This window comes from Halorubrum sodomense, assembly GCF_900111935.1.
Classification (GTDB): domain Archaea; phylum Halobacteriota; class Halobacteria; order Halobacteriales; family Haloferacaceae; genus Halorubrum; species Halorubrum sodomense.
The window spans coordinates 332,596-356,616 of sequence record NZ_FOYN01000002.1; the positions used below are offsets into that span (position 1 = coordinate 332,596).

Here is a 24,021-nt window from a genome sequence, read left to right on the forward strand (position 1 = left end):
CACAACACTCGCGCGGTTCCTCCGTTGATCGTTTTAACAGCGTTGCAGGAGAACCACGGCTGTTTTCGATAGTATCACGGCCATACCGCCACCACGTCCGCAACGGCCTTCCACAGCTGTCGCGCCACGATTTTCAGGTCGTACGCGAACGGGAGCTTCGCCCGCGGGTCGACGCTGCTCGCGTCGTTGATCTGCGCGAGGCCGGTCAGGCCGAGCTTGACGAACCACCGCTTGCGCCACGTCTCCGCCTCGTCTTCCAGCAGGTGCTCCTCCTCGGTCCAGACTGCCCGCGGCCCGACGACGCTCATATCGCCCCGGAGGATCGACCACAGCTGCGGGATCTCGTCGAGATGCTTTCGTCGGAGTGACCACTTCCGCAGCACAGCCGCCTCACTATCCCTCTTCATCCGTTACAATTGCTGCGGCATCGACTAACACCTTCCAAATCTGCCGCGTCACAATTTTCATATCAAAACTGAACGACTGCCGCTTGATGTACTGGAGGTCATATCGGATCTTTCGATCTGGTTCCTTGCCCGTCACGTCGTTGATCTGCGCGAGCCCAGTCAGTCCGGGCTTCACGAACCACCGCTTCGGCCAGTCGTCGACGCCGTGTTGGATGTCGGCGTCGATCTCCGGACGTTCGGGTCGCGGCCCGACGACGCTCATTTTGCCCGACAATACGGCCCACAGCTGCGGCATCTCATCGAGGTGTGTCTGTCGTAACACGCGCCCGACGCGCGTCACCCGAGGGTCGACGCCACCCTCATCCTCGTCGCTGATCGTCGCGCCCGTCACCGACTCGGCGTCTTCGACCATCGACCGGAACTTGTACACGTCGAACGTTTCCCCGAACACCGCCGTCCGCTCCTGCTGATACAGGATCGATCCCCCGTCGTCCAGCTTGATCGCAATCGCGATGGCGAGGATAACCGGTGACAGTCCGATCAATCCCGCTCCCGCGAACGCGACATCGAACGCGCGTTTCATGATGTGGTCTTGAACGTCCCACGGTTCGATATCGACATCGACGAGGGTCCCCGGGTCGTCTTCGGCGAGCAATACCACGTCTGCGGTGTCGCGGTGCGCCTTCGCCGCGACGCCGTGTTCGTAGCAGGCGTCGAGCGCGCCGAAAAACTCGGCTCGGTCCGTCTCGCCGAACGCCAAAATGACCGTATCGACATCGTGTGTGACCAGTACGTCTTCAAGCCGAGAGAGGCCGCCGAGCTGTTCGAGGCTGATATGTAGCTCTCTCCCCCCGTCTGCCACGGACGCGGCCTCTACGGTTGTCCCCTCTTGGTCGTCCGCCGATTGACTGCGAGCTCCCATGTTCGCTTGTGTGGAGAACAAATACCCGAGAAGTGTTAGATCTGTTTCACGGGCAGCGTGCGCGACCCGTGAAATCTCCGCGAGATCATCTCCGACGATGACCGCGCGCTCGCTGCGCGCCTCGGGACGGCGGAGCCAGACGAACCACGCCGGCAGGACGACCAGCAGCAGCGGCGTGATCAACACGAGCGTCAGTCGCGGCACCTTGTACGTGTAATCGAAGTAGCCGATGGCCGCCAGCGCGAACACGGCCACGAAGGTGCGCTTGTGCGCGAGCGCGACGATGTCGAGGATCCGCCGCGGGCGCGGCTTGTACAGCGGGACGAACGCGCCCGTCACGACCGCGACGGTCAGCGCGACCTCGATGACGAACTCCGCCCCGGTGGGCGGGTCCACGGGGAGCCGGGCGAGAACGGGCGCGGTCGACACGGTCGCCTGGACGGCGCCGTTGTTGACGAGCATCACCGCCAGCCCGACCAGCGCGGCGACGCCACCAACGCTTGCGACCCGATACCCCCAACCGGTGTCCATTACCCTATTGTGTCAGGCGTATCGTGTTAAATATCGTGTTTGTCGCCCGCGTGTGCCTGGGTTTCTCGTCGAGACCGCGGGCTCGTCTCAGACTCCGTCTGTCGTTCGTCTCGGCGATCCGCTCGGCCGCTCCCGACCCTTCGCTCCCGTTGACCGTCCGCCGACCGAAACCGCTAATCGGCGCCCCCCACAGGTGACAGCCAATGCCCTCGCCTGAGGAGACGACCGCGGCCGCGCGCGACTTCCTCGCGGCCCACCCGGAGGCCGAAGCCGCCCTCGCCGCCCTCGTCGAGCGCGACGACCGCGGCGAGCCGTGGACGTTCGCCGACATCGACCTCGACTCCGGCCGGTTCGGCGACCTGGTCGCTCGCGACCTCGCCCGCGAGGTCGACGACGGGTACCGGCTCCGGAACCCGGACGCGGTCCGCGCCGCGATCGAGGCGGGCCCGGCGGACGCGGACGACGCGTCCGGCGCGGCTTCGGAGGGAGCTGACGCCGACGCGATCGGGGCCGACGACGCGCACACCGAGTCGAATTACCTCGCGGTCCCGGACGTCGACGCCCTCACGCTGCTCGGCCTCGTCGGCGCGCTGCTCGCGGTCGCCGCCGCGCGCCTCGTCGCCGCCCCCGCGGTGTTCCAGCAGGGGTTCGTCGTCTCGCCGGCCAACGACACGTACTTCTTCCGCTACTGGCAGGAGCGGCTGGTCGCCCGCGCCGACGGGGTTCTCGATCTGGGGCTGTTCGCGGACATGGGCGGGGCCGCGGGCACGCGCCCCCTCGCGCACGCGACGAACTGGTGGGTGACGGTCCTGCTCGGCGGGGTCGACGCCGCGCCCGCGGTCGCCGCGTGGCTCCCGGTCGTCGCGTCCGTCTGTCTGGGCTACCTCGTCTACCGGCTCGCGCGGCTGCTCACCGGCGACGTCCGCGTCGCGCTCGCGGCGGTGCTGTTCTACGGGCTCGCGCCCGCCAACGTCGTGTACACCTCGGTCGGCTTCCTCGACCACCAGGCCCACCAGTACCTGTGGCTTGGCCTTCTCGTTCTGACGCTGACCGCGCTCGGGGTCGACGCGGCGCGGCGGACGGCTCGGACCGACCCGCGGGCGGCCTCGCGGGCGCACGCTCGTGACGCGACGATGTGGCTCGTCGCGCTCGGGCTCGCCGTCGCCGTGGCGGCGTCCGCGCACGCCTACGGCGGCTCGCCGCTGACCTTCGTCCCCGTCGCGGCCGTCGTCGGGCTCCGCGTCGCGCTCGACGTGCGCCGCGATGTCTCGCCGGCCGCCGCCAACGCCCCGCTGCTCGGCGGCCTCGCGCTCGGGGCCGGGCTGGCGCTCGCGGCGCATCTCGGGCTGGGGTGGCACGAGTCGATCGCCGCGGTCACGCCCGTCCTCGTGGCCGGGGGCGCGCTCGTCGTCGTCGGCCTGGGCGAGCTGTGGCGCCGCGTCGCGTGGCCGCCGCTCGGGCTCGTCGCGGCCGAAGCGGTCGTCGCCGCCGGCGGGCTCGTCACGTACGCGCGCCTGCGTCCGGGCGACATCGAACGACTCCGGGCGCGCGCCGGCGACCTGTTCTTCCGCGAGGGGATCTCCGAGACGGTGTCGCTGTTCAGCCCGGACTTCGCGGTGGTGTTCGGGCCGCTGCTCCAGCTCGGGCTCGGCTTCTACTTCGCGGTCGCCGTCCTCGCGGTCGCGACGTGGGCGGTCGCCCGGCGCTACGAGCCCGGGTGGCTCGTCCTCGTCTGTTTCGCGTGGTACTACACGCTGCTCGCGACGATTCAGGTCCGGTTCGCCGGGCAGCTGGCGATCATGATCGCGCCGTTCGCGGGGGTCGGGCTCGTCTACCTGCTCGCAGCGATCGACATCGCGCGTCCCGTGGCCGCCCTCGGGCGCGGCGACGACGCCGACTCCCGGTCGCGTCGGGCTCGGTCGGGCCGCGCTCGAACGGACGAATCCGGTTCGGGCGACGAGCGGGCGATCACGTCGCTCGCGCTGCCGGAAGGCACTCGCCTGCGCGGGTACCTCGCCGCGACGGTCGCGCTGGTGTTGCTGTTCAATCTCCTGCTCGTGCCGTCGCTCGTCGGGCAGACGACCCACGACCGGGCGCAGTTCGACGCCGCGCTCACGGTCGATTCCCACGCCGAGGCGGTCGGCCGCGAGTACCCGCGGAACTTCGTGTTGAGTCGGTGGGGCGACAACCGCATGTACAACTACTTCGTGAGCGGCGAGGCGCGGAGCTACGGCTACGCGCGGAGCACCCACGCCCAGTTCCTGTCGTCGCCCGACCCGGACGCCTGGTACGATCGCTTCCGGGGGCGGGTCGGATACGTCGTCGTCACCGAGCGCGAGACCGCGCCCGCGGCGAACGCCACGTACGCGGCCCTCCACGAGGGGCTCGGGCTCGGCGTCAACGGCACCGCCCCGACCGGCCACTACCAGTTGCTCGCGAGCGACGACGGCGTGCGGACGTTCGCGGTCGTCCCCGGGGCGACGATTCAGATCTCGGCCCCGAGCGGCGAGCAAGTGACCGCCACGACAATGGTGACGGCCGGCGGGGCCACCTACGAATACGCGCGTAGCGCAACAGTTGTGAACGGCACCGCGACGATTCGAGTCGCGCATCCCGGCGAGTACCAGGTGGGGAATCGCACGGTTACCGTGACGAACACGGATGTTTTCGCGGGTAATCAGACGACGGTCCCGTCTTCGTAGGGGATCGCGTTCTCTTCCGGTCTTACCTAGATCGAAGCCTGGCGTGTAGACATCACAGACAGTTGAGCGCAGCAAAACGGAGCCGACCAGACCCAGACGACTGGACGTCCCCTACCGCCAGCGTGACTGTCCAGTCGCGTGAGTCTGTGGGGCCCGGTCGAATCAAGGGAGTCTCGGATTGTACCCCTTTCGGTCGGCTGAATCTCGGCAGAATCCTCGGTTCATATACCCATCAGCGCTCCCGCACGAACACCTCGAAATCGAAAAAGGTCGACTCGGTCCCCGAGACGGCTTTGGGGCGTCCATATACGCAGACATATCGTAAGACCGTACAAAGAAATTACAGATAATTTGACACGAAGATTTTGAGTTTAGCGTGGATGAAGCTGGTAACAAGACAACGGACGACTCTCTGACAATCGGCTGTATTCCCCATGTGACCAATTTTTAAATAATTTTGGCTCATAATAAGCTATGAACACAGCACGATGCTGAAGACGACTCGCACTTACGTCGCACGTATCACGAACCATGGACAGGTTCGTGACGACCTCGACCAGTGCGGGTTCGCCGCATCCAAACTGTGGAACGTCGGACGTTACTACATTCAGGAACGATGGGACGAAGACGGTGAAATACCAGACGAAGCCGAACTGAAATCGGAGTTGAAAGACCACGAACGCTATAGTGACCTACATTCGCAGTCGAGTCAGCGAGTTCTCGAAGAGCTTGCTGAGGCGTTCGTCGGCTGGTACAACTCCGATGCCAGCAACAATCCACCCGGATACCGGAAAAACGGTGACGATCATCCACGATCCACCGTCGTCTGGAAGACGGAAGCCATCAAGCACGACGACAAGCACGGCCAGCTCCGCCTCTCGAAAGGATTCAATCTAAAAGAGTCCCGGTCAGACTTCATCCTCGCGGAGTATGAAACTCGTTCCGACGTAACAATTGAGAACATCCAACAGGTACGAGCTGTCTGGGGCGGCGACGAGTGGGAGCTCCACATCGTCTGTAAGAAAGAGATACCAGTCGAAGACGCACCGGGAGACAAGACGGCGGGAATAGACCTCGGCATTAGTAACTACCTTGCTATTGACTACGAAGACGGTCCGTCGGAGTTGTATCCGGGGAACGTGCTGAAAGAGGACAAGCACTACTTCACCCGCGAGGAGTACCAGACCGAAGGCGAGAACGGGCCGTCGAAGCGTGCGTTGAAGGCTCGGAAGAAACTCTCCCGGCGGAAAGATCACTTCCTTCACACACTCTCGAAACACGTTGTAGAGCGGTGTGTCGAAGAAGGCGTGGAGACGATCGCCGTTGGTGATCTCAGCGGGATCCGCGAGAACGAAGACGGTGAATCGCGGAACTGGGGACAATCAGGGAATAAGAAGCTCCACGGCTGGGAGTTCGACCGATTCGCTCGTCTGCTCGAATACAAGGCCGAAGAACACGGCATTCTCGTCGATCGGGTAGATGAGGCAAACACCAGTAAAACGTGTTCGTGTTGTGGACAGATTCGGGATACAAATCGCGTGGAGCGTGGATTGTACGTCTGTGAGTCGTGTGGGACGACGATGAATGCGGACGTGAACGGCGCAGTGAACATCCGGCGAAAGATAACTCAGAGTCCTCCGACGGAGGATATGAGTAACGGCTGGTTGGCCCAGCCCGGAGCCTTCCTGTTCGATCGCGAGAGCGGCCGGTTCACACCGAGAGAGCGGGGAGACTGTAAACCGTAATCTCCCAACGCTCGGGAATCCCACTTTTTCGGGGGTGGGAGGAGGTCAAACTGACCGCTTTAACACTCGATTCTAGCCTGTGTCTCCAAACCGCCTGACGTGGGTCCGTATCAAGCTCGGCTGTTCTTTGCCGACGACGTGGCTGATGCTGGCTAGACTGAGGTCATCACGGGCGTGCCCATGGGTGCTACGGACACAACCGACTAGGCCGATTCTGATCATAAAATCACTACGCAGTCACCTGTGTGAGTTCAGACCCTTCGATTCAAGCTATGGGCCGCACGTAGCGCTTTGGTCGCCCGAACGCCCGGAACTGGCCATATACTCGCTTGCCACAGTGGCAGGTGGCCATTTTCAATTCCGAAAATACACGTCTAACGCCCGTTACTGTCTGTGTGTGGCGTTAACACACATTCGGGAGGCACACAAAGCATTTATACCCAACACCGAAAGTATTGGTCGCAGCCCCTACCCCACAATGCGACACGAACGTGAGTAATCTTTGCCAAGTCCGGCCGTTCCACATCGAGTATGTCGGCAGACGACGAACGGGCGACCCAGGCGAGGACAAAGCAGACTGTCGCGACGCAGAACACAACAACACACAATGACAAACGACAATACAACACGCAAGAAGGCTAACTCAGTCTTCTTCGCGGCGGTCATGGTCATCTCCATGGTTGCTGTCGGATTCGCTGCCGCGCCTGCCGCGGCCGCGAACAACCCGACGGTCAACACCTTCACCAACACGAATGTGGACGGTGGAGAAACTGTGACCCATAGTGTAGACTTCACAGTAGATAACATCTCCGACGACGGAGATACGGACACGTTCACACTTGCTCTGCCCACGCAGGCAGAGATTGTGAGCGGTCCCAGTAGCTTCACCATCGTGGATGCATCTGGAGACCCCATCAGCACCTCTGGTGGTCCGTCTCTCGCTGACGCAAACGGCGGAACTAACAACGCACTCACGTTCGACATCTCGCCTGCCACGATGGCTGACGCTCGTGACGTGACCGTTAGCTTCTCGGCAGAGGTCGAGTGGGCTAGCGTTGGATCTGACACGACCGGGGATATCCTGCTTTCCGTTACCGACAGTGGTAACGCAGATCTCGATAACGTCGACATCGGCGACATCAACATTGCGGCCGCTGGCGCTCCGTCTCTCGACAAGCGCCCGCTCCACTTCGCTGCGAACGATGATACCAACCTCGACAGCCTCGGTAGCTTTACTGCCGACAGCGGTGATGGTATCCTCGAACTGGCGTTCGAGCAGAGAGTCAAGGACAACGGGACCGTTACGATCCTCAACCGTACCGGCGGTGAGGTTGCCACCTTTGACCTGAGCGATGCGGGTAACGGAAACGTCTACGTAAGCGATTCCAGCGGCCTTGTCCTGCTCAACACTGACGATGTCGTTCAGCAGGTTGGTGACATCGAGATTGACGGTGCGGAGCGCTACGGTGTTTCCAGCTCCAACGCCGAGAACTCGGACATCACGAGTGAAGCTCGGTTCCTCGGTAGCACCATCGCCGACGGTCAGGCTGACAGCAATGTCTTCCAGGGCACGACGATCGCCTTCGTCAACGCGTCCGACGACACTACCGACGTGACGATCTCGAGCGAAAGCGAGTTCGCCACGCGCGGCTCTGGTCCGAACAGCATCGTCGCTGCCTTCAGCACCGACGGTCGGGCCACCGAGGAGTACGAAGTGACCGGCGACGTCGCCGCGAACTTCACGCTTCGGAACCTCAACCTCGACGTCGAGCTTGACTCGACGAACCTCACCACCAGCGACGCGCTGACGGGGACCGTCTCGGCGGCCTCCTCGGACCGCACCGTGCTCGTCGAAGCGATCGACGAGGACGACGAAGTCGCTGCGTCCAGCGAAGTCGCTCTCGGCGGCGACGCTGAGGGAACCTTCGACCTTGGCACGCTCGCGACCGGCGAGTACGAGGTCGAAGTGACTGACCTCGCATCCGGTGCGTCCGTCACCTCCGACGCGGTGACCGTCACCGAAGCGCCTGAGGGTGACCTCACCTTCGAAGATAGCTTCATCACCCAGGAGCGTGGTGACGTCGCTAACATCACGGTCAACTTCCAGGGCGACCTCGAAACCGCGTACCTCACCATCGGTGACAACGAGGAAGTCGGGTACGAGACCAACATCACCGTCGAGTCCGGCGGTGAAGACAGCGTTACGGTCGGCTTCAACACCTTCGCTGCGGGTAACACCACCGCGACCGGTGTCCCCACGAGCGACATCGCGTACGTCGCTGACAGCGATAGTGACGCCACCGTGACCGTTCACAACCAGACGACCGGCCTCAACAACCTGCTCGCTGCGGGTACGTACCCGTTCGAGATGAGTGCCGACGGCTTCGGCGCAATCGCTAGCGGGAACGCCGAAGCGGTCGGCGACCTCGAACTCGAAGCGCGCGGCGTCCAGAACTTCCGTCTGTGGACCACCTCGACTACCGTCTACGAGAACGTCGAGAACGTCCAGGACATCACGAGCGCGGTCGAGAACAGCTCCGTCGTTCAGACCAGCTCGCTGGTTGAGGGCGACGTCCTTATCCACGAACTCAGCGCGACGGGTCTCGAGGGTGCCATCCGAGCGAACGGTGGCAGTCTCGCTGACCTGATCGGCAACGGCGTCGACGTCCGCATCCGGCAGACGGCCGACACCACTGCGCCGAACTCGCCGCGCAAGCAGATCGACCTCACTCAGATGATCGACAACGGCAACGTTGACGTCATCTCGACTGAGGGTTCGTACTTCATCGCGTTCGACGAGGACAACGTCGTCCTTCAGGACGACACTCGCTCCATCGCTGACGGTGACGCCTTCGAGGTCCGCGTCCAGGTCCGGAACGAGCGCCTGCTCGATCCCGACGAGGACGCACTCGCTGAGGCCGACGGTCTCTCCGAGTTCTACGAGACCGCGAACGCGACCTTCGAGTACCTCGATGCGACTGGCGAATTCAACACGCCGGTCGAAGTGACGAACGCCGAGAACCAGAGCATCTCGGGCACGACGAACGTCGCGCCCGGTCAGGAGTTCACGGTCCGCGTGCGCTCCGACTCTGACGTCTCGCCCGGCTTCGTCCAGACCGCCGAGGACGTGACCGTCCAGCCGGACGGCACCTTCACGGCGACTGGGCTCGACCTGAGCGACGCCTCGGTGAACGACACGTTCACCGTGACGGCGCAGCAGGCGACCTTCAGCGCCGAGGCAGACGGCACCGTGGTCGCGGCGGACGCGCCCGCGGCAGCCAGCTTCCAGGTCTCCGAGCTTAGCCCGCAGGACGTGACCGCGACGGTCGGCGACACGCTGACCGTGACGGCCACGATCGAGAACACGGGCGAGCAGGAAGGCACCCAGACTGTCGAGTTCCGCGTTGGCGGTAACGCGGTCGCCAGTCAGGAAGTCACGCTCGCCGGTGGCAACAGTACCACCGTCGAGTTCGCCAACGTCGACACCTCCAGCCTCGACGCCGGCGAGTACGAGCACGGTGTCTTCACCAACAACGACGAGCAGACCGCGACGCTGACGCTCGAAGCCGCCGACTCCGGTACCGGCGACGGTACCGGTGACGGCTCCGGCGACGGCTCCGGTGACGGCTCCGGCGACGGCTCCGGTGACGGCTCCGGCGACGGCTCCGGTGACGGCTCCGGCGACGGCTCCGGTGACGGCTCCGGTGACGGCTCCGGCTCCACCGACGGCAGCACGCCCGGCTTCGGTGCCATCGTCGCGCTCGTTGCCCTCATCGCCGCTGCGCTGCTCGCGACCCGCCGCAACGACTAACGTCGCTGCCGCGGTCGCGACTCGCAGTCACTAACCATCGGCCCTCGCGGGCCGACCCACACGCGGTTTTTTTTTTATCGCGCTCGACTCGGCCAGCGGCGGCGCTCGCGTTCGTCGTGATCGGGTCGTGTTCTGACGCCAGTTCGCTCGTCGCTTCCGAAAAAACGACTCCTGACCGGCGGAATGCTCTTTGAAATCGCCGTTCAACTGCGATCTATGACGCGTGGTCCGGATCCAGAGGATACGGCCGGCCTCCTTTCCGAAGCCGACGCTGAAACTGCGAAAAACGTGGTCGACCGCCTCCGTGGTCGAGACCGTGACCGCTTCGACGCCGCCCGCGCTGCGTTCGACGACGCCGAGAGCGACTCGTGACTCGGTTCGGGATCTGGGATTTTCCCCGCAGCGGACGCGGATTTAAGAACGTTGGCGGATAAGAATACGGCATGGCTGCTGAGATCTCCGACCGCGTTCGCGAAATTGCGGCGGCTCGCGAGCTCTCCGAGTCCGAAGTCTTCGAGCGCGCCCTCGAACGAGGCCTCGAAGCCCTCTGGAAAGATCTCGTCCTCGCGCAGTACCTCGCCGGCGACCTCGACCGTGCGGCGGCGATCGACCGCGTCGGGCGGGCGACGGTCGAGCGAGCCGACCGAGAGCGTTCGGTCGTCGAGGATGACGTCGATTGGGGCTTGAACGCGTGACACTCGCGGCAGTCTCGGACGCGGGACCGCTCATTCATCTTGCCGAAATCGATTCGCTTGAACTACTCGCGACGTTCGACACGCTCCTCGTTCCAAAGACCGTCTACGAGGAAGTCGAGTCCGGTGGTGTTCCTGCCGGGTTATCGGATCTCTCGTACGAACTCGTCGAAGCCGACGAACGCCGAGTTGACGAAACAGAACTGGATGCCGGAGAGCGCGCCGCAATTGCGATCGCGAAGGATCGAAGCGTCGTCCTGCTGACGGATGACCTTGCTGCCCGGGAGGCCGCAACCGACGCTGGCGTCGACGTACACGGTACCGTCGGCATTATCGCGCTCGGCTACGGTCGCAAGGTACTCGGTAAGGACGAGGCGAAATCTCGTATGCGCGCACTCCAACGTGAAACGAGTTTGTTCATTTCTGAGACGGTCGTGGAGCGTGGCATCCAAATGCTCGATGAACAATAATCTGATACCATTGGTCTATGTACCAATGAATGTGTGGCCTCACTAACCGACGACGCCACGGTGATACCCATGACCGACACCACGCCGCCGCTACATCCGATGGAGCGCGAACGGCTTCGAGCCGAATCGACCCTCGTCGTGACGGTGAACCCGCCGGGCGAGTTCCACGACGACGTCACCGACGCGATCGAGACGCTCAAACGGGGCGACGCGGCCGACTCCACGCCCACGCTCGCGTTCGCCAGCTACGACGACCTCATGGCGACGCTGACGCCGCGCGTCCTCGATCTCATCGAAGCGATCCGCCGGGAGGAGCCGGAGAGCATCAACGAGACCGCACGTGTCGTCGATCGGGACGTGAAGAACGTTCACGAGGAACTCAGCCGGCTCGCCCGGTTGGGAATCATCTTCTTCGAGGAGGACGGCCAAAGCAAGCGCCCGGTCGTCTGGTTCGACGAACTCGTTATCAACCTCCCGTTCGATCCGGAGGCCGACGACGCGGCCGCGGCCGCGCCGTGACTCCTCCCGAGAACGCGAAACGAACGCCGACAGATCAGAAAATCGCTACTCCTCGTCGCGCTCACGCCGCCAGCGGCGGCGCTCGCCGCGGACGATGCTCGGCGAGCGCGTTCGGATCGGGTCGCACTGAGAGCCGGGACCCGAGAAAACAGTTACTCCGTTTCGAGTCGCTCGTAGATGACCGCGTGGCGTCGACCGTCGAGTTCACCCATCTCTAAGGCGATCGCTCGGCGTTCCGCGTCCGTCTCGGCCGACTGATACCGCTCGTACAGGCGGCGGACCTCGTCGTCGACCGAGGTCGTGGAATCGCTACTGGACGCCATTCGTGTGGTGTTCTGGAAGTTACAAAATAAAAATCCCGCTCCTCAAGGCGGGGAGGATGTCAACCACAAAATCATCGTTCGTTCCGCAGGCCCGATCGTCGCCTCACTGTCTCCGATCGGTCACCCTCCCGACCGCCTACTCCTCATCGCGCTCGACGACGACCGTCCGCCCGGTCAACGTCTCGGGCGTGAAGCGGTAGAGGTCGATGTCGAGGTCCGGCTTGTCGTCGGCCCAGATCTCGAAGAGGGGGCGCTGCGTCTCGCCGTACTGCGCGATCGTCTCGGGGGTGAGCTCGTCGAGGTCGACCCGTTCGAGGGGGCCGACGCCGACGACGCTCGCGTACTCGTCGCCGTCCTCCTCGTAGACAACCACGCGGGCCTCCGGCGTCGACGCGAGGAACTCGCGCTTCTCGCTGTCGGGCGTCGACACCAGCCGGAGGTACAACGCGCGCTCGTCGGCGTCGTACCCGTAGGAGACCGGGATAGCGTACGGGGCGTCGTCGCGCGCGAGCGCGAGCACGCCCGTCTCGTGACGGGACAGGTGCGCGTCCACCTCGGCCGGCGACATCTCGACCTCGCTGTTCGTCGGCATACCCCGAATTTCTTCGCACGAGGTGATAAAGGGAACGAGACGACGGCGCGCAGGGTCCCCCGGGCCGTCCGTCGGCGCCGCCGCGCCCGGCGGCGGCACGCGAGCGTGCGGTCCGGCGCTCAGCTCATCGCCGGCGTCTCGCCTACGTTCTCCTCGGTGACCGGTGCGCCGCAGACGACGCAGCCCGTCTCGAGCAGCGTCGCCCGCATCGCGTCGTCCACCTCGATCGAGCGCCGACACTCCGGGCAGACGAAGGTGTGGGTGGATCGCCCCGTCATACCCGTGGGTACGACACCCACGCCCATCAAACGGGCCTCGGATTCCCGCGGCCTCGGAACGTGATCATCGATCCTTAATCTAACAGCGCCCCGAACAGCTTCCGCTGGGCGGCCGCGACGTGCTCCGTGAACGTCGACCGACCGATCCCCAGCGACTCCGCGACCTCGCCGGCGTTGGCCCCCTTCGGGTGGTCGAAGTAGCCCGCCTCGTAGGCGGCGGCGAGCACCTCGCGCTGGCGCTCGGTCAGCTCGCTCCGGTCGACGGTCACCAGGTCCGACTCCGTCGGCGTCGTCGTCGACTGGAGCAGGCGCAACACCTCCATGTCCGGACACCCCTCGCGGAACGCCTCCAACACCGACCGCAGCGTCTGGAGGTCGCTCGCGTGGAAGGTGATCCGGAGTCGCCCGTCGCGGACCGTCGCCTCCGAGACGGGCGTCTCGTGCCGGTCGAGGACGGCGAACGGCGAGTCGGGGTCGACGGCGGCGTCGAACCGGTACGCCGCCCGGCCGCCGTAGTCGAAGACGACCTCGACCCCGTCGGGGACCGACAGGTCGGCGTCCGCGATGAACTCCACGACCACCCGTTCGCGGTCGCCGTCGGGCGTACAGCGCGAGACCTCGGTGACGGGGATCGTCCCGTCGACGACGCCGTCGAACGGGGACGGCGCGGTCGGCAGCGAGACCTCCGCCCGAATTCCCGATCCCATCTCGTTCGTCCCTACCCGCCCCGGGTAAAAACGTTGGCGGGCCCGGACCGCGGTATAAAACCCCCAGCATATGATGGGCAACCGTTCGGGGGGCTGGAGCGGGTACGTACAGACATGAAACGCCCCCCGCGGACGACCGACGCCACGACGACGACCGAGGACGACGCGGCGCTCGACGCGACGTTCGAGGCGCTCGCCGACGCCGACTGCCGGGAGATCCTCGCCGCCGCGGCGACGCCGAAGACGACGAGCGAGCTCGCCGAGGACTGCGACATCGCGCTCTCGACCGCCTACCGGAAGGTGGAACTGCTGAGCGAGACGCCGCTGCTCGCCGAGGGCGTCCGGTTCGACCCGGACGGCGACCACGCCGCCGAGTACGTCCGCGACGCCGCGGACGCCGCGATCGAACTCGACGACGACGGCGTCGCGCTCACGGTCGACGACGAGGGGGCCGACCCGCTGGCCGCCGCGCTCGACGCCCCCGGCGTCTCGGCCGACTGACCGGCCCGCTCGGTTGCGGCGGCCACCCCCGCCGTCGGGCGATAGTTCTCGGACCTGATAATCGAACGGTCAAGGTTTTAGGCCAGTTCCGGGACGCTTTCGATATGTCTCGCCCGCCGGAGCCGAAGACCCTTCTCGATCTCGCGCAAGACAAGCTTGCGGTGATCGACGAGGCGGGCCGGTTCCGGTACCTCAACGCGGCCACGCGCGATCTGCTCGGGTTCGACCCCGAGGAGCTCGTCGGGACGGACGCGTTCGAGCTGGTCCACCCCGACGACACCGACCGCGTCCGGGCGGCGTTCGAGGCGCTCGTCGCCGACGGCGACGAGACGGACGCCCCGTTGGAGTACCGCTACGAGACCGCCGACGGCGACTGGGTGTGGTTCCGCACCCGCGTGTTCCCGCCCGCCGACACCGGGCTCGACGGCTACGCGCTGAGCTCTCGCGACATCACCCTCGAGGTCGAGTCCAGGCGGCGCCTGGAGACCATCGCCTCGACCTCGCCGGACGTGCTGTGGATGTTCGACGCCGACTGGACGGAGCTTTTGTTCGTCAACGGCGCGGTCGAGTCGGTGTTCGGGATCGCCCCCGACACGCTCGAAGCGCGGCCGCGAGAGTTCTTAGAGGCCGTCCACCCCGACGACAGGGCGGACGTCGAGCGCTCGATGGAGCGGCTCTCCGCCGGCGAGCCGACGAACCTCGACTACCGGATCGGCTCGCCCGACGGGCCGACCACCTGGGTCCGGGTGCCCGCCCGCCCCGTCGTCGAGGACGGCGAGGTGGTCGCGGTCACCGGGTTCGCGCGCGACGTCACCGACGAGTACCGCCGTGAGCGACAGCTCACGGTGATGGACAACCTGCTCCGGCACACCATCCGCAACGACATGAACATCGTCGACGGCACGGCGGAGCGGATCGCCGACCGGGTCGACGACGCCGTCGGCGCCGCGGCGACGGCGTCCGGGGGCGACGAACCGGATCCCCCGGACGTCGACCTGGCCGAACTCGCCGCCGACCTGATCGACCACGCCGAGACGGTCCGCCGCGTCGCGGACGACCTGCTCACCACCGCCGAGAAGCAGCGCGGCGTGATCGACCTCCTCCGCCAGCACGAGCCGCCGCAGCCGCTCCGGGTCGCCCCGCTCGTCGAGCGCGCGGTGGCGGACGCCGTCGGGGACGCGCGCGACTCGCCCGCCGACGTCGCGGTCTCCTGTCCCGCGGACGCGCGGGCGTTCACGCACCCCGAGCTCGACTACGCGATCGCCGAGCTGATCGAGAACGCGATCGAACACGCGGAGGGGGCGGCGACGGTCGAGGTCGAGGTCACGGCGCCCGACGACCGCGTCGAGATCGCGGTCGGGGACGACGCGCCCCCCATCCCGGCGGCCGAGCGGGACCCGATCACCGACCGGTGGAAGATGGACGACCTCAGACACACCGGTGGGATGGGGCTGTGGCTCGTCTACTGGATCGCGGACCGCTCCGGCGGCGACCTCGCGTTCGACGCCGGCCCCGACGGCAACGAGGTGACGATCAGCGTCCCCGACGCCGACTGCGACCCCTCCTTCTCGGTGGCGGAGCGCGGGCGCCCGGCGGGCTCGGCGGTCAGTTCGGTCTCGACCGAGCCGGACGGCGGGGCGACGGCGCCGGTCGCCGGCTCGGAGACGGTCTCCCCCGAATCCGACGCCGGCGAGGGGGCCGTCGCCGCCGAATCCGACGCCGGCGAAGGGGCCGTCGCCGCGTCCGCCGCGGACCGCGGGGCCGACGACGCCGACGCACCCTCCGAGCGATCCCCGGGATCGACCGACCCCTGACCTGAACCCGATCGATCGTTCACCGTAGGACCCGATTTCGAAGAACCTCCCACCGATCTTAAGCCGCCGCTTCGCGTACTCCCGCGTTGATGGGTACGCTCAACGAGCTGTTCGACCCGGACCGGGTCGCCGTCGTCGGCGCCACCGCCCGCGAGGGCGCCGTCGGCCGCGCCGTCACGTCGAATCTCCTCGACGACTTCGACGGCGACACGGTCCCCGTCAACCCGAACTACGACGAGGTACTCGGCACGGCCTGCGTCGACGACGTCGCCGACGCGGACGCCGACGTCGCGGTCGTCGTCGTTCCCCCCTCGATCGTGTTGGACGCCATCGAGGCGTGCGGCGAGGCGGGGGTCCGCAACGTCGTCGTGATCACCGCCGGGTTCGGCGAGACGGGGGAGGACGGAGCGGCGAGGGAGCGTCGCCTCGCGGAGCTAGCCGACGAGTACGACCTGAACCTCGTCGGCCCAAACAGCCTGGGGATCATGTCGACGCCCTCGGGGATGAACGCCACGTTCGGCCCCGAGAACGCCCTCCCCGGCGGGCTCTCTTTCATGAGCCAGTCGGGGGCGTTCGTCACCGCGGTCCTCGACTGGGCCAACGACAACGGGATCGGGTTCAAGGACGTTGTCTCGCTGGGGAACAAGGCGGTGTTAGACGAGACGGACTTCGTCGACCACTGGGGGGACGACGAGGAGACCGACGTGATCATCGGCTACCTCGAGGGGATCGAGGACGGCCGCGAGTTCATCGAGACCGCCCGCGAGACGACGGGCGACACCCCGATCGTCGCCGTGAAGTCGGGACGGACGAGCGCCGGCGCGCAGGCCGCCTCCTCGCACACCGGGACGCTGGCGGGTTCCGACAAGGCGTACGAGGCCGGCCTCGACCAGGCGGGGGTCATCCGCGCGGAGTCGGTCGACGAGCTGTTCGACTCGGCGGGCATCCTCGGCAGCCAGCCGCTTCCCGACACCGACAGCGTCGCGGTCGTCACGAACGCCGGCGGCCCGGGCGTGATGGCGACCGACGCCGTGGGCGACGCCGACCTCGACATGGCCTCGTTCACGGCCGAGACGACCGACCGGCTCGCGGAGTCGATGCCCGAGGAGGCGAACATCCACAACCCGGTCGACGTGATCGGCGACGCCGACGTGGAGCGGTTCCGCGAGGCGCTCGAAATCACGGTCGCCGACGACAACGTCGGCGCCGCGATGGTGTTGGCCGCGCCGACGGCGACGATCGATTTCGACGAGCTCGCGGACGCGATCACCGACGTGAGCGACGAGATGGACGCGCCCGTCGCCGCCTGTCTGATGGGCGGCGACCGGACTCGCGAGCCGAAACAGCGGCTCCAGTCGAAGGGGATCCCCTGCTACTTCGATCCCGCCCGCGCGATCGACAGCCTCGCGACGCTCGCGCGCTACCGCGACATCAAGGCGCGCGAGTACGCGCCGCCGATGTCGTTCGACGTCGATCGCGAACGCGCCCGCGAGATCCTGAACGCGGTGCGCGACCGCGACGACAACCGCCTCGGCGTCGAGGCGATGGAACTGCTCGACGCGTACGGCATCCCCACGCCGGCCGGCGAGATCGTCGACTCGCCCGAGCGCGCCCGCGAGGTCGCGGCCGGGGTCGACGGCGACGTAGTGATGAAGATCGTCTCGCCGGACATCCTGCACAAGTCCGACATCGGCGGCGTCGCCGTCGGCGTCGCGGACGACGACGTGGCCGACACCTACGAGGACCTGATCACCCGCGCGCGGAACTACCAGCCGGACGCGACCGTCCTCGGCGTTCAGGTCCAGGAGATGGTCGACCTCGACGACGGCGTCGAGACGATCGTCGGGATGAACCGCGACCCGCAGTTCGGCCCGCTGCTGATGTTCGGGCTCGGCGGCATCTTCGTGGAGGTGATGGAGGACACCACCTTCCGCGTCGCGCCCGTCTCCGAGCCCGAGGCCCGCGAGATGACCGAGGAGATCCAGTCGGCGCCGCTGCTGCGGGGCGCCCGCGGCCGCGACCCCGTCGACGTCGACGCCGTCATCGAGACGATCGGCCGGCTCTCGCAGCTGGTCACCGACTTCCCGGCCATCTTAGAGCTCGACATCAACCCCCTCGTCGCACTGCCCGACGACGACGGCGGCACGAACGCCGCCGCCGTCGACGTGAGACTCACCGTCGACCCGGAGGCACTCGACCCGCCGGGAACCGACGCGGAGACCGATCCGAAGCCGCTCGACGCGGAGGAACCCACCGATGACTGACACACCCACCACACTCGTCACCGCGACCGGAGACAGCGCCGGAAAGACAGCGATCACCGTCGCCTTAGCGCGGCTCGCGGCCGACCGCGACCGCAGCGTCGGCTACATGAAACCGAAGGGGACCCGGCTCCAGTCGAACGTCGGCAAGACCCTCGATCAGGACCCCATGCTCGCCCGCGAGGTGCTCGGCTTAGACGCCGAGATGCACCAGATGGAGCCGGTGGTCTACTCCCCGACGTTCGTCGAGGGCGCGATCCGCGGCACCGAGGACCCGGACGCGCTCCGCGACCGGATCCGCGAGGAGTACGACGGGATCGCGGCCGACAACGACCGGGTGTTCGTCGAGGGCGGCGGCAGCTGGACGACCGGCGGCGTCGTCGACCTCACCGACGTCGACGTCGCGGAGCTGCTCGACGCGCGGGTCGTCCTCGTCGCGGAGTACGGCTCGCCGAACGACCTCGACGAGGTGCTTGCGGCCGCCGACGCGTTCGGCGACCGCCTCGCCGGCGTCGTGTTCAACAAGGTGTCCGACGACGCCTTCGAGTCGCTCGACCAGGACGGGATCCCGTTCCTCGAGTCGAAGGGGATCACCGTCTTCGGCGCGCTCCCGTACGAGAAGGAGTTAGCGGGCGTCACGGTCGGGGAACTCGCAGACGAGCTCGGCGCCGAACTCCTCACCGACGCGCCCACCGACGCGTTCGTCGAGCGCTTCCTCGTGGGCGCGATGGGCGGCGACGAGGCGCTCCGTTACTTCCGGCGCGCCCGCGACGCCGCCGTCATCACCGGCGGCGACCGCGCGGACGTCCAGACCGCGGCGCTCGACGCCTCCGGGGTCGCCTGCCTCGTCCTCACCGGCGGACACCGCCCCTCCGGCGCGGTGCTGGGGAAGGCCGCCGACGCCGGCAAGCCGGTCCTCGCCGTCAACACCGACACGGTCACGGCCATCGACCGGGCCGAGGAGGTCGTCCGCGGCGGGCGCACCCGCGACGTCCGGACGGTGGACCGGATGGCCGACCTGCTCGACGCCCACGTCGACGTCGACGCGCTGGTCTGAGGCGGGAGTCCCCGTTCGGTTCGCCCGCGGCCCCCTGTCCGGGCCGCCGCGTTCCCCGTTCGGTTCGCCCGCGGCCCCCTGTTCGGGCCGCCGCGTTCGCCCGCGATCCGTGATCGTCTGACGTACTGTTTTCACGGTGGACGACGTACCCCGCCTATGACCAGTCTCTCGGAGGCGTACGGCGGACGGGGGCGCTCCGGGGTCGACCCGCATCGGCTGTACCTCGGTGTGGGATCCTTCGTCGCGGGCGCGCTGCTCCTCGTCGTGGGGATCCTCGTGGCGGCCGAGGTGGTGCTACCGGCGGGCTACACCGCGGGCACCGCGCGGGAGGTCGGCGGGATCGTCGGCGGCGTCGGCGTCCCGCTCGTGTTGCTCGGCGTGATGGCGGTCCTCCCGGCCGACCGCAACACCTACGCCGCGGCGTTCGTCGGCGCGGCCGTCATGTGTCTCGGTGTGGCGCTGTTCGCGCACGCGTACCCCCAGCAGTGGGTCGGGGGGCCGCGTCCGGAACTGACCGACCTGACGCTCCCGACCGCGGGCGTCTACTTCCTCGGCGCCGCGACGACGCTGTGGAGCGTGTTTGTCGGCGTCGCGAACTTCAAGACCCGCAACGACCCCGGCGGCACCGTCTCGATGGAGGTGACCCACAAGGGCGAGACGAAGGTGGTCGAGGTGCCCCGCGACCAACTGGGAAGCCGCGGCGGCGTCGGCCTCCTCGGCGGCACCCCCGACGGCGACATCGAGACGCAGACGAACCGCCCGGACGACGGCGGCGCCGAGAACTCCGCGGCGCGGGACTCGACCCCGTCTTCGTCGAGCGGTTCGTCCGGACCCGCTCCCGGCTCCGGGGAGGCGGTCGACTCCGGTGCGTCGGGCGCGCGCGGACGGACGAGTTCGACGGGACGGTCCCGCGCCGCCGGCCGCTCCGGTCCCGGTTCACCGGGCGTGAGCGACGGCGGCAGCGCCGAGAGCGACATCACCTCGCCGCTCGACGAGGCGGAGTCGACGGACGTCCCGTCGTCGCCGGCGGCACCGGAGTCCGGGCCCGCTCCCGGCTCCCCCGCCGCCCGAGACGGGCCCGGCGACGCGTACTGCGGCAACTGCGCCGAGTTCGACTACGTCCGGACCGACGACGGGATGCGCCCCTACTGCGCTCACTACGACGAGCTCATGGACGACATGGAGGCGTGCGACTCCTGGACGCCGCGCTGACGGCGCCGTCCTTTTTGCCACCTCTTTCCCCTCACACCGGCTCCGCGGAGGGGAGCTGCGACTCCGCCACCGCGAACGCGAGCGTGCTCAACACGCCGATGAGCGTCCCGGCCGCGAGCGCCATCGCCAGCTCCGAGAGCCCGAGCGCCGTCACGCCCGGCGCCTCCGGGAGGAAGAACCCGGAGACCGCGAACAGTACGACGGCGATGGACGCCACGTAGAAGGGGGCGTTGAGGTAGCGCCACCGGAACCGCCCGGCGAGGTACTCGTCGGTGATCTGCCCGAGACTGGAGGTGACGCCCGCGACGCTGAGCCACTGGACGAGCCCGTGGACGAACGCGGCGAGGGCCGTCCCGGCGGCGAGCGATCCGCCGCGGACGCCGCGGACGGCGTCGACGGTGTCGACTCCCTGAACGATCCCGACGACGACGAGCGCGAGCGCGACCACGTAGGTGACGAGCGTCACGCGCCCGGTGTAGAGGACGTTGCGGACGGTCTCGGCGGTGCCGTCGACGGTCTCTTCGAGCCCTAGCCCGCGGAACAGCGAGTAGAGGCCGACCCCGCCCGAGAGGATCCCCAGCACCGCCGCGCCGGCGACGTCGAAGAGGTTCGCCACGACGACGAGCGGGTAGATCAAGAGGAGGACTCCGAGCGGGACCAGTATCGTGCCGCGAGTCTCCGGGTCGGCGAGGACCTGCTTGATCGTGTAGTACAGCGATTCGAGGTCCTGCGCCTGGCGGACGACGACGCGCCGCATCCCGTCGATCGGCATCCGCGACCGGATCACGGGGAGGACGGACTCGTCTTGGGCGCCGTCGGTGATCACGACCGCGGACACCTCCTCGCCGGTCGACAGCTCCGCGAGCACGCGGTCGACCTCCTTGCCGACCGCCCGGTTCGCCTTCACGTCGGCGCCGTCGACGCCCGTGACGGCCGCGACCTCGACGGCCTCGCCCTCGGCGGCGAGTTCGTCGTGGACGTTGACGCCCTGGAAGAGGACGTTGACGTCGGAGTCCTCCGGGTCGGCGGTCGCGAGCGCGACCGCGGCCTCGGTGACGTCCTCGTCGCCGATGACGGGGGTTGGGATCCCCGTCTTGCGGCCGAGGTCGTCGTCGAGGTCGACGCAGAGGACGAGCAGCATCGTTCGAAGCTACGCCGGGGGACGGCATATGTTTTCGGCTCGCGGCGCGGTCGCGCGACGCCGGCGCCCGCGCCGGGCGGGGTCCCGGTCGGCGTCGGTCTGCGCTCGTCCGACGCGGCGGCCGACCCGCGCCGTCAGCTCCCCGCGTCCGACGCGGCGGCCGACCCGCGCCGTCAGCTCCCCTCGTTCGGCTCGTGTTCGAGCCCGTTCATCATCCGGCGGACGTTCTCGCCGTCGCTGAACGCGGCCGGATACGCCGCCAGCGGGAGGACGAAGTCGTCGTTGACCCCGACCGGCTCGCCGATGTGTAGCTCCAGCTCGGTGGTCGCGCCGGTCCCCGCGATCTCGCCGTCGGCCGCGTACACGACGACCGCGGCGTCGGACCCGAGGACCTCGGTCGAGTACTCCGAGCCGCGCTCGAGGTCGCCGACCCCCTCGTACCGGCGCAGGATGAGGTCGGCGCGCTCGCGGGTACCCATCTCGGCGATCGGGTTGAGCGCCCGACCGAGCACCTCGATCTGCGGCGTCGTCACCGCGGCGAACACGGCGGCCTGGTAGCGCTCGCCGAACAGCTCGACGGCCTTGTCGTACTCGGCGACGGTGTTCGTCACGCGCACCTCGCGGGTCCGCCCGGCCACCTCCACCTCCCGGGCGATCACGTCGTCGGACACCTCGTTGAGTTCGTACCCGCTCTCCGAGAGGGTCGCGTCGGCGACCGTCGCGGTGCCGGCCGCGAACTCCGCGGGCCCCTCACCGGTGGCCACGTCCAGCGCGGTACAGCCGGCGAGGCTCGCGAGCCCGACGGCGCCGCCGACCGCGAGCGCCCGGCGCCGCGTGATCGCGTCGCTCGCTGCCCTGTGCTCGGCGTCGTCGGCGGTCGGGTCTCGGTCCATGGGCGCCACTGGCCGCGGCGGGGGTACATACTTTGTGTCCGGTCTACTCGCGCCCGTGACAACGGGTCTCCCGGCAACGCGCGGTTCGGACGCTTTTTCAGGCCGCGGCCGGTAACGAGAGACAGATGATCTCCAAGGGCTGTGAACAGTGCGCCAAGGGCGGGAAGATGGTGCTGTTCGTCTACGGCTACTGCGACCAGCGGGACTGCTTCTACTGCCCCCTCGGAGAGAACCGGAAGAACGTCACCGACGTGTACGCCAACGAGCGGAAGGTTGAGTCGGACGAAGACGTGATCGAGGAGGCTAAGCGCATGAGCGCGCTCGGCACCTCGATCACCGGCGGCGAACCGCAGGAGGCGATGGCGAAGACGACCCGGTACCTCGAACTGCTGAAAGACGAGTTCGGCGAGGACCACCACACCCACCTCTACACCGGGATCACGGGCGGCCGCGAGAACATGCGCCGCCTCTCGGAGGCGGGTCTCGACGAGATCCGCTTCCACCCGCCCCTCGAGCTGTGGGGCGACATGCACGGCACCGAGTGGGAAGAGATACTCCATATCGCCCGCGAGGAGGGGCTCACGCCGGCCTTCGAGATCCCCGGCATCCGCGCGGAGCCGGAGTTCCTGGAGTTCCTCGACGAGGGCGCCGCGGAGTTCTGTAACATCAACGAGTTCGAGATGTCCGACGGGAACTACCGCCGGATGCAAGAGAAGGGCTTCGAGCTTCAGGAGGGCCACATGTCCGCGGTCGAGGGGTCGAAGGACGCCATCTTAGAGGAGATGGCGAGCCACGAGAAGGTGTACTTCTGTACGTCGGTGTTCAAAGACGCCGCCCAACACCGGAACCGCCTGAAGCGGATGGCGAAGAACATCCGTCGCGAGTTCGACGAGGTGACCGACGACGGCACGCTCGTCTACGGGAAGGCGTTCGCCGCCCCCGAGCGCTTCGAGGCGCTCGGCGTCCCCGAGCAGTTCTACACCGTCAAGTCGGACCACGTCGAGGTCGCGTGGTGGCTCTTGGAGGAGATGGTCGAGGACGGCGACCTCGACGAGGGCGAGATCGTCGAGCAGTACCCGACCGTCGACGGGACCGTCGTCGAGCGCACCCCGGTCGCCTGAACGGACGGATCTTGGTTCTTCTGACGGCGATTCTCGTTCGGTACCCGTAGGAACGGCGGTGGCGCGCACCTGCGAGCGGCCGGAGCGAAGCGGAGGCCGCGAGTCGGCACGCGCGAGGGACGCGGCGAGCGACGGGGCGACCGGAGGGAGACCCGAGCGAGCCGCGAGGCTGGGGAGGCGTGAGGTGCGGTCGCTGTGCGGTGCGGGGCGGGGCTCGAAGGGGCAGCCGCGAGTCGTCGCGGCTGGGGCTTTGGCGGTGTTCCCCGTCGAGCGGCGGTCGAAATCTCGAACGTGGCGTGCTATCTGCTCCCACACTTATAGG

General features: G+C 67.4%; 20 protein-coding genes and 1 pseudogene. 13 read left to right on the top strand and 8 right to left on the bottom strand.

The window, feature by feature from the left end:
* Positions 1-74: 74 nt before the first annotated feature.
* Positions 75-365 (bottom strand): annotated as a pseudogene (locus BM286_RS06605) (sugar transferase); the annotation flags it as partial.
* A gap of 28 nt (positions 366-393) precedes the next feature.
* Complete coding sequence (locus tag BM286_RS06610) at positions 394-1,860, bottom strand: sugar transferase (protein ID WP_092920784.1); 1,467 nt, start codon at positions 1,858-1,860, stop codon at positions 394-396.
* A 203-nt stretch (positions 1,861-2,063) separates the two neighbouring features.
* On the opposite strand from BM286_RS06610, the gene BM286_RS06615 reads away from it, so the two are divergent.
* The 7 genes from BM286_RS06615 (at position 2,064) to BM286_RS06640 (ending at position 11,799) form a co-directional block, all read left to right on the top strand.
* Complete coding sequence (locus tag BM286_RS06615; RefSeq protein WP_092920785.1) at positions 2,064-4,562, top strand: hypothetical protein; 2,499 nt, start codon at positions 2,064-2,066, stop codon at positions 4,560-4,562.
* A gap of 488 nt (positions 4,563-5,050) precedes the next feature.
* Positions 5,051-6,307 (top strand): RNA-guided endonuclease InsQ/TnpB family protein, encoded by a 1,257-nt coding sequence (locus BM286_RS06620; protein WP_092920786.1) that lies wholly within the window; start codon positions 5,051-5,053, stop codon positions 6,305-6,307.
* Positions 6,308-6,914: 607 nt separating this feature from the next.
* The gene (locus BM286_RS06625) at positions 6,915-10,118 is read left to right on the top strand and encodes a beta strand repeat-containing protein (protein ID WP_092920787.1); all 3,204 of its coding nucleotides are present in this window, start codon (positions 6,915-6,917) and stop codon (positions 10,116-10,118) included.
* A gap of 216 nt (positions 10,119-10,334) precedes the next feature.
* The gene (locus BM286_RS15525; protein ID WP_167603343.1) at positions 10,335-10,490 is read left to right on the top strand and encodes a hypothetical protein; all 156 of its coding nucleotides are present in this window, start codon (positions 10,335-10,337) and stop codon (positions 10,488-10,490) included.
* Positions 10,491-10,561: 71 nt separating this feature from the next.
* The gene (locus tag BM286_RS06630) at positions 10,562-10,813 is read left to right on the top strand and encodes a hypothetical protein (protein WP_092920788.1); all 252 of its coding nucleotides are present in this window, start codon (positions 10,562-10,564) and stop codon (positions 10,811-10,813) included.
* Positions 10,810-11,280, top strand: coding sequence for a nucleic acid-binding protein (locus BM286_RS06635; RefSeq protein ID WP_092920789.1), 471 nt, complete (start codon positions 10,810-10,812; stop codon positions 11,278-11,280). Before BM286_RS06630 ends, BM286_RS06635 begins: the two co-directional genes overlap by 4 nt.
* Before the next feature lie 69 nt (positions 11,281-11,349).
* Positions 11,350-11,799 carry an HVO_A0114 family putative DNA-binding protein gene (locus tag BM286_RS06640; protein ID WP_174548996.1) on the top strand — a complete coding sequence of 150 codons (450 nt, stop codon included), beginning with the start codon at positions 11,350-11,352 and terminating at the stop codon, positions 11,797-11,799.
* A 152-nt stretch (positions 11,800-11,951) separates the two neighbouring features.
* Here BM286_RS06640 and BM286_RS15530 read toward each other — a convergent pair whose 3' ends face one another.
* The 4 genes from BM286_RS15530 to BM286_RS06650 form a co-directional block, all read right to left on the bottom strand.
* A complete protein-coding gene (locus tag BM286_RS15530; protein WP_167603345.1) occupies positions 11,952-12,122 on the bottom strand; it encodes a hypothetical protein in 171 nt (56 codons plus the stop codon).
* A 136-nt stretch (positions 12,123-12,258) separates the two neighbouring features.
* Complete coding sequence (locus BM286_RS06645) at positions 12,259-12,714, bottom strand: pyridoxamine 5'-phosphate oxidase family protein (protein ID WP_092920791.1); 456 nt, start codon at positions 12,712-12,714, stop codon at positions 12,259-12,261.
* 119 nt (positions 12,715-12,833) lie between these two features.
* A complete protein-coding gene (locus tag BM286_RS15535) occupies positions 12,834-12,992 on the bottom strand; it encodes a DUF7560 family zinc ribbon protein (RefSeq protein WP_167603347.1) in 159 nt (52 codons plus the stop codon).
* A gap of 74 nt (positions 12,993-13,066) precedes the next feature.
* Positions 13,067-13,699, bottom strand: coding sequence for a helix-turn-helix domain-containing protein (locus BM286_RS06650; RefSeq protein ID WP_092920792.1), 633 nt, complete (start codon positions 13,697-13,699; stop codon positions 13,067-13,069).
* Positions 13,700-13,813: 114 nt separating this feature from the next.
* Here BM286_RS06650 and BM286_RS06655 point away from each other — a divergent pair, with 114 nt between their 5' ends.
* The 5 genes from BM286_RS06655 to BM286_RS06675 all read left to right on the top strand — a co-directional run bounded on the left by BM286_RS06655 (position 13,814) and on the right by BM286_RS06675 (position 20,544).
* Complete coding sequence (locus tag BM286_RS06655; RefSeq protein ID WP_092920793.1) at positions 13,814-14,200, top strand: winged helix-turn-helix domain-containing protein; 387 nt, start codon at positions 13,814-13,816, stop codon at positions 14,198-14,200.
* A 104-nt stretch (positions 14,201-14,304) separates the two neighbouring features.
* Complete coding sequence (locus BM286_RS06660) at positions 14,305-16,014, top strand: PAS domain-containing sensor histidine kinase (protein ID WP_092920794.1); 1,710 nt, start codon at positions 14,305-14,307, stop codon at positions 16,012-16,014.
* 89 nt (positions 16,015-16,103) lie between these two features.
* The gene (locus BM286_RS06665; RefSeq protein ID WP_092920795.1) at positions 16,104-18,278 is read left to right on the top strand and encodes an acetate--CoA ligase family protein; all 2,175 of its coding nucleotides are present in this window, start codon (positions 16,104-16,106) and stop codon (positions 18,276-18,278) included.
* The gene (locus BM286_RS06670; protein WP_092920796.1) at positions 18,271-19,332 is read left to right on the top strand and encodes a phosphotransacetylase family protein; all 1,062 of its coding nucleotides are present in this window, start codon (positions 18,271-18,273) and stop codon (positions 19,330-19,332) included. The genes BM286_RS06665 and BM286_RS06670 overlap by 8 nt, the downstream gene beginning before the upstream one ends.
* 156 nt (positions 19,333-19,488) lie before the next feature.
* Positions 19,489-20,544 carry a DUF7139 domain-containing protein gene (locus tag BM286_RS06675; protein ID WP_092920797.1) on the top strand — a complete coding sequence of 352 codons (1,056 nt, stop codon included), beginning with the start codon at positions 19,489-19,491 and terminating at the stop codon, positions 20,542-20,544.
* A gap of 31 nt (positions 20,545-20,575) precedes the next feature.
* Here BM286_RS06675 and BM286_RS06680 read toward each other — a convergent pair whose 3' ends face one another.
* Both BM286_RS06680 and BM286_RS06685 read right to left on the bottom strand, forming a co-directional pair.
* Entirely contained in the window at positions 20,576-21,685 is a 1,110-nt protein-coding gene (locus BM286_RS06680; protein WP_092920798.1) for a DUF373 family protein, read from the bottom strand.
* Between the two features lie 173 nt (positions 21,686-21,858).
* Complete coding sequence (locus BM286_RS06685; RefSeq protein ID WP_092920799.1) at positions 21,859-22,578, bottom strand: DUF6517 family protein; 720 nt, start codon at positions 22,576-22,578, stop codon at positions 21,859-21,861.
* Between the two features lie 125 nt (positions 22,579-22,703).
* Between BM286_RS06685 and BM286_RS06690 the strand changes: the two genes are divergently transcribed.
* Positions 22,704-23,699 carry a radical SAM protein gene (locus tag BM286_RS06690; protein ID WP_092920800.1) on the top strand — a complete coding sequence of 332 codons (996 nt, stop codon included), beginning with the start codon at positions 22,704-22,706 and terminating at the stop codon, positions 23,697-23,699.
* Positions 23,700-24,021 lie beyond the last annotated feature (322 nt).